The following is a 5630-nucleotide window of genomic DNA, read 5'->3' on the forward strand; positions in this document are numbered from 1 at the left end:
TAAAAGAGGTTGCCAAAAATATTGAAGGTAAAGAATTGTTCCCTGAAAAAGTAGCACTGGCAAAAAAGACATTTCGTAAAATTAAGTCACTTCCAATGTAATGCATAAAATTAGTAAACCGTAAACATAAAGATCTACGGTTTTTTTTATTTTAAATATGTAATCTCACATCAATCCCCAACAACTTCCCACATCCTATCCGCATTTAAACGAAAAGTTTCTACAAAATCAAAACGGCATTGACTTGGTGCAATGATCGACAAAAATGGTTGCTGATTTTTATCGCGATATAAATGATAGGTTTCGCCAACGATTGGTTCAAAGTTGAATTTTGCGTTGTAAATCAAGTTGTTATATTCAAATTTTTCCATCAATGCATCGTATTCCGCTTTCAATTCGTCATAACGTGCTTTTACTTGCTTGTTGACTTTATCAATGTTTACATTTTTCCATGTTACCGTGTCGGGCGTGGTAATAATTGGTGCGCCAACATTGGTTGCATACGGTTTTAACGCAGCATCATATTTGTTTGATTCTTCATCAAACACCACATTATCGGGTCTTTTATCTTCTTCTTGCATAATTTCAAGTACTCTTTTCTATTTAATAATTATCTGGATTCGCTATCACAGCTTGCGCTCTGTTTTTCAGCGCTTCCAGTTTAGTGGCGTCCATTTTATTCAACAAACTCATCATCATATTCATCCGTTGATTGTCTTTAAAATGTTCGCGTTTTTCGTCTAAAAAATTCCAATACAACGAGTTGAATGGACACGCATCTTCAGTTTCCTTTTTAGATACTTTATAGACGCAATCTTTACAATAATTGCTCATTTTGTTGATATAGCTTCCACTAGAAACGTACGGTTTTGTGGCAACCAATCCACCATCGGCAAACTGACTCATTCCGCGTGTATTGGTAATTTCAACCCATTCAATGGCGTCAATATAAATTCCCAAATACCATTCGTCCACAGCGTCAGGATGCATTTGTGTGAGCAACATAAAATTCCCCGTAATCATCAATCGTTGAATGTGATGTGCGTACGCCGTATCCAAACTCTGCGAAATGGCGTGTTTCAAACAATTCATCTTCGTATTTCCTGTCCAGAAAAAATCGGGAAGCGAATTTGTATTATTTAGCGCATTCAAAGTTCTGTAATTTGGCATTTCTTTCCAATACATTCCGCGCATATATTCGCGCCAACCCAAAATTTGTCGCACAAAACCTTCTACTTGCGAAATAGCAATTGCTTCTTGGTGGTTTCTCCAATACGAAATCACTGTTTCAATGACTTCCATCGGATGCAACATTTTAGAATTCATCGCAAATGACAAACGACTGTGAAATAAATACTGTTCATCCGTGTGCATTGCATCTTGAAAATCTCCAAAATGAACAAGTAAATTTTTACAGAAATAATTCAATACATCCAAACACGCTTCACGCGTTGTTGGCCAATGAAATTTGTTAATTGTTATATTTCCAATCGTTTCTACACCTGCATTTTCAATCATTTTGCAAATACTTGAAACGTCATTTTTCACTTGTTTTTCAATCGGAATTTCAGGCGCACCTTTCCATTTTTTACGATTACTCTGGTCAAAATTCCACTTTCCACCTTCCGGATTTTTATCGTTCAACATCATAATATCATACTTCTTTCGCATGTTGCGATAAAAATATTCCATCACCATTTGCTTTTTCCCTTCAAAAAAATCGGTGAAATCGGTTCGTGAAGTTAAAAAATGTTCCGTGTCAAACGCTTCTGTTTCAATCGTTAATTCGTCACAAAAAGCGTTCAATTGTTCGTCCAAACGGTATTCGTCGGGTAATTGATATTCAAACTTTTCAATTTTATGTTCTTTGATGACTTGCTTCAAATTCGCAACCAAATCCTGTTGATTCTTTTCATCATCCAAAGTATAATACACAACTTCGTGTTGCTCACTTTCTAACCATTCTGCAAACGATCGCATGCTTTTAAAAAACGCCACTACTTTCTGAATATGGTGTTTTACATAATCGGTTTCCTGGCGCATTTCTGCCATAAAATACACAACTTCATCATTGGTATCATTGTACCAAGAATGCTGATAATTGAGCTGATCGCCTAATATGAATCGTGCTGTTTTCATCTAAAATAAGCTAGTTTGTAACCAAATATTTTGGAATTTATGATTCGCGTCGTAGCGTTCTGCTTGCAATTTTACATTAAACGTTCGGTTGCGCGGATCGTTTCCAACACCCGAAACATACAACCAATTTCCATAATTGCTATGCACGTCATAATCGATTAAAAGCGATTCAAAATAGGCAGCGCCAATGCGCCAATCGAGTTCTAAGGTTTTAGCAAAATACGAAGCTACATTTTGGCGACCGCGATTGCTCATCCAACCGGTATGTTTCAATTCGAGCATATTGGCATTTACAAATGGTTCGGCAGTTTTGCCATCAATCCATTGTTGAATTACAGTTTCATCTGTATTCCAATTGTAAGTTTTGTGTAAAATTCCTTCGAGTTTAAAAATGTCATTTCCGTGTTTTAGAGAAATATATTTAAAAAAATCGCACCAAATCAATTCAAAAATCATCCAATACGTAGATTGATTTTTAATAATTTCAGACTCGTATTTTTTCACTTCATGGTAAATCATTCTTGGCGATAAACTTCCGTTTGCCAACCAAGCTGAAAACTTTGAACTATAATCTGTTCCCACCAATCCGTTGCGTGTTTTTTTATAGTAAGATAATTTTTTCGTGTTCCAAGCATAGTCTTGCAAACGTTCCCAACCTGCTTTTTCGCCACCTTTAAATGGGAAAGCCGTTCTTACATCTTGTTCAAAATTTAACAAACCTAATTCCTGTAATGTTGGGACTTTCGTCAGATGTGGAACACGGTTTTTCTCTGGCATTTTAGAAATCGTTTCTAAATTGCGAATGCTGGCATATTTTTCACATTTCTTCCGAAATACCGTAAATACTTGTGGAATTTTGTCGATTGTCATCGGAATGTCTTCTGGATGAAATAAAAACTGATCGTAACTTTCAATCCAATTCACTTCGCTTGAAATTGCTTTTTTCACGTTTTTACTTACTGAAACCTCTTCCGAAGTCCATTCTTTTTGAGAATATACCGAAGTTACTTTGTGAATCTTTACATAGTCAGAAACAACTTTTTCAGGTTTTCCGACATGTACAAACAACGGAATGTTGAGTGCATCTAACTTTTGCTGTAAATCTGCAACCGTTTCAATAAGAAACTGCGCGCGGTAGTTTCCCGTTTTGGAAAATCCGAAACGATCTTTTTCAAAATGACGCGGATCAAAACAATACACAGCCATCACGAAACTGTTTTCTTTGGCAGCTTTTACCAATGAAATTTGATCGTGTACACGTAAATCGTTCCGAAACCAAACCAATCCAGTTTTAGTCATGCTTTTCTATTTTTATTTCTGCGGCAGCGCTCGCTACAATATTGAACTTCGTCCCAAACACGTTCCCATTTTTTACGCCAAGTAAACGGTCTTTCGCATACTTTACAGACTTTAGTTGGCAAGTGTGTTTTTTTCATATCTCAATTTTGTTTAACAAATATACAAAACAATTAAACAAAATGTTTTTTGAACTTCAAAATTGTATCTTTAGCCCGCTAATTTGAAATGATTATGAATATTAAATATGTGCTTGGCGCGATAATTTCCGTACCGTTATTGCCAATACTGTACTTTCAAGGAAAAAAAATTGTGCGTTCGCTGCCCGAATTGCCCGAAGCAACAGACATTGAAGGCGTAAGTTCGGCAGTAAGTAACACGTCATTTCAATTGGTTACTATTGGCGAAAGCACCATTGCGGGCGTTGGCGCAAGTACGCATGAAACGGGTTTTACAGGAACATTAGCAAAGGAACTATCTAAAGAAATTTCAGCAACTATTTCATGGAAAGTGTATGCAAAAAGTGGCTATACCGTGCAATGTGTCAATCAAAAACTGATTCCAAAAATAACAGAAAAACCAGTAGATTTGATTGTGATTGGACTTGGCGGAAACGACAGTTTTAAACTCAGTTCGCCAAAACGCTGGAACAAAGATATTCGTGCGTTAATTGTCAGCATTCGCGCTAATTACCCAACAACTCCAATTGTTTTTGCAAACATGCCGCCAATTAAAGAGTTTACTGCATTTACGGGTACGTTTAAATTTGTCATTGGAAATTTGGTGTTACATCTTGGAAAAGAACTAGAAAAAGTTGTCAAAGATTATGAAAACGTGTTTTACCGCGCCAAAGGTTTGGAATACGAAGATTTGGTAGCACGCATGAATTTGACTGCCAAACCCGAAGAATTTTTCAGTGATGGCGTACATCCGTCAGAATTAGCGTATCAAGTTTGGGCAAAAGATGTGGCGCAGTATATTTTAGAAGAAAAAATTTGTCATAAAAATTAAAAGAAAAGTATCTTTATCAAAATTTTAAAAAAACAGAACTATAATGAAGTCTACATCTATTTTAATCTTAGTTTTTAGTGTTTTCTTACTAACTTCTTGCTCAGATACCAAATCGAAAAATACTTCTACGGACAATACTACAAATACCGCAGCTGAAGTTTCAAAGAAAAGTCCAAAAAATAATACCAAAGAAAGTTCCACAAATACGCCAACGAACACTGTGGAAATTAGTGAAACGAAGAATGCAACAGACAATTCATCGAACAGTAAGAGTATTGTTTTGGTAAAATCTTTTGTAGCAGCACGAAACAGCTTTGATACTGATAAACTCATCGCGTTGACAAACGAAAATTATAAAGAATCGTTTAAGACTGAATTTGTAGAAATAAAAAGTAGACAAGAATTGCTACATAATTTAGTGTGGGCAAAAGAAATGAATTCTACCACTACGATTAAAGAAATTATTTCTGAAAGCGAATCAGAAGTTGTATTAATTGAAGAAAGTACCAATTATATTGATGTTGCTTTAAAAAGAAAACCACGTAGTTTTAAAACAACGTATTACCTAAAAAACGGTATTATTCTAAGACAAAATTTTGACGATGCACCAGGTCAGGTATTTGACAACAAAGCAAATGATCGTTTGTATGGCGATTTTGAACGTTTCTGCAAAGAACGTAAGATTCAGTTTTCTTGGAATCCGACCAAAGAAGATGGAAAAATACTTAGAAAAGCGTTGGAACAATATGCAAATCGTACGGAGTAGTTGTAACTTTAGGTTTCTTTAAAGATATTGATATGTACACCTATTCAAGATGTTAAAAGTAAAAGAAGAAACCGTTTTTATCTCAGATAAAGCCACACAATTGTTTCCAAAAGTTGATTTTGCAGATACATTTTCAACCACAAATCACGTACATTCTATTCAAGAAGTTACCCATCAAATTTTTAACACTGCACCAAAATGGGTTGTATTTTTGTTTAAAGTTAGAAATGGCATTGTACAATTCTTCGGATTAAAAACAGGGATTCCACCAGATTATAACGAAGATTTTAAAGTTGGCGGTTATGTCTAATTCTTCAAGATTTCCCTGATTACGATTTAGGCGGAACGGTTGAAATTAGAGAAGTAACCGTTTTTGAAGATTACAAGTAATGGGACATAAACTCATAGACCATTTATT

At 35.3% G+C, this 5630-nt stretch carries 7 protein-coding genes; 3 read left to right on the forward strand and 4 right to left on the reverse strand.

Annotated elements, in window-relative coordinates; all coding sequences use genetic code 11:
- Positions 1-170: 170 nt before the first annotated feature.
- Genes AB8B65_RS17455 through AB8B65_RS17470 form a run of 4 tightly spaced genes read right to left on the reverse strand, consistent with a single transcriptional unit; the run spans position 171 to position 3575 of the window.
- Entirely contained in the window at positions 171-581 is a 411-nt protein-coding gene (locus AB8B65_RS17455; RefSeq protein WP_405302566.1) for a DUF2452 domain-containing protein, read from the reverse strand.
- Between the two features lie 22 nt (positions 582-603).
- Positions 604-2139 carry a cryptochrome/photolyase family protein gene (locus AB8B65_RS17460; RefSeq protein WP_405302567.1) on the reverse strand — a complete coding sequence of 512 codons (1536 nt, stop codon included), beginning with the start codon at positions 2137-2139 and terminating at the stop codon, positions 604-606.
- Entirely contained in the window at positions 2140-3438 is a 1299-nt protein-coding gene (locus AB8B65_RS17465) for a DASH family cryptochrome (RefSeq protein ID WP_405302568.1), read from the reverse strand.
- Positions 3435-3575 (reverse strand): DUF2256 domain-containing protein, encoded by a 141-nt coding sequence (locus tag AB8B65_RS17470; RefSeq protein WP_405302569.1) that lies wholly within the window; start codon positions 3573-3575, stop codon positions 3435-3437. The genes AB8B65_RS17465 and AB8B65_RS17470 overlap by 4 nt, the downstream gene beginning before the upstream one ends.
- 94 nt (positions 3576-3669) lie before the next feature.
- Between AB8B65_RS17470 and AB8B65_RS17475 the strand changes: the two genes are divergently transcribed.
- The 3 genes from AB8B65_RS17475 to AB8B65_RS17485 are packed head-to-tail and all read left to right on the forward strand — an operon-like array spanning position 3670 to position 5522.
- The gene (locus AB8B65_RS17475) at positions 3670-4446 is read left to right on the forward strand and encodes an SGNH/GDSL hydrolase family protein (protein WP_405302570.1); all 777 of its coding nucleotides are present in this window, start codon (positions 3670-3672) and stop codon (positions 4444-4446) included.
- Positions 4447-4489: 43 nt separating this feature from the next.
- Positions 4490-5212: a hypothetical protein gene (locus tag AB8B65_RS17480; RefSeq protein WP_405302571.1), complete on the forward strand. Its 723-nt coding sequence runs from the start codon at positions 4490-4492 to the stop codon at positions 5210-5212.
- A gap of 49 nt (positions 5213-5261) precedes the next feature.
- Positions 5262-5522, forward strand: coding sequence for a DUF2867 domain-containing protein (locus AB8B65_RS17485; RefSeq protein WP_405302572.1), 261 nt, complete (start codon positions 5262-5264; stop codon positions 5520-5522).
- Positions 5523-5630 lie beyond the last annotated feature (108 nt).

The organism is Kordia sp., assembly GCF_045105435.1.
In the GTDB taxonomy this organism is placed as follows: Bacteria; Bacteroidota; Bacteroidia; order Flavobacteriales; family Flavobacteriaceae; genus Kordia.

Coding starts and splice junctions, on each gene's coding strand:
- AB8B65_RS17455 (WP_405302566.1), bottom strand. CDS start 581: ATGCAAGAAGAAGATAAAAGACCCGATAATGTGGTGTTTGATGAAGAA.
- AB8B65_RS17460 (WP_405302567.1), bottom strand. CDS start 2,139: ATGAAAACAGCACGATTCATATTAGGCGATCAGCTCAATTATCAGCAT.
- AB8B65_RS17465 (WP_405302568.1), bottom strand. CDS start 3,438: ATGACTAAAACTGGATTGGTTTGGTTTCGGAACGATTTACGTGTACAC.
- AB8B65_RS17470 (WP_405302569.1), bottom strand. CDS start 3,575: ATGAAAAAAACACACTTGCCAACTAAAGTCTGTAAAGTATGCGAAAGA.
- AB8B65_RS17475 (WP_405302570.1), top strand. CDS start 3,670: ATGAATATTAAATATGTGCTTGGCGCGATAATTTCCGTACCGTTATTG.
- AB8B65_RS17480 (WP_405302571.1), top strand. CDS start 4,490: ATGAAGTCTACATCTATTTTAATCTTAGTTTTTAGTGTTTTCTTACTA.
- AB8B65_RS17485 (WP_405302572.1), top strand. CDS start 5,262: ATGTTAAAAGTAAAAGAAGAAACCGTTTTTATCTCAGATAAAGCCACA.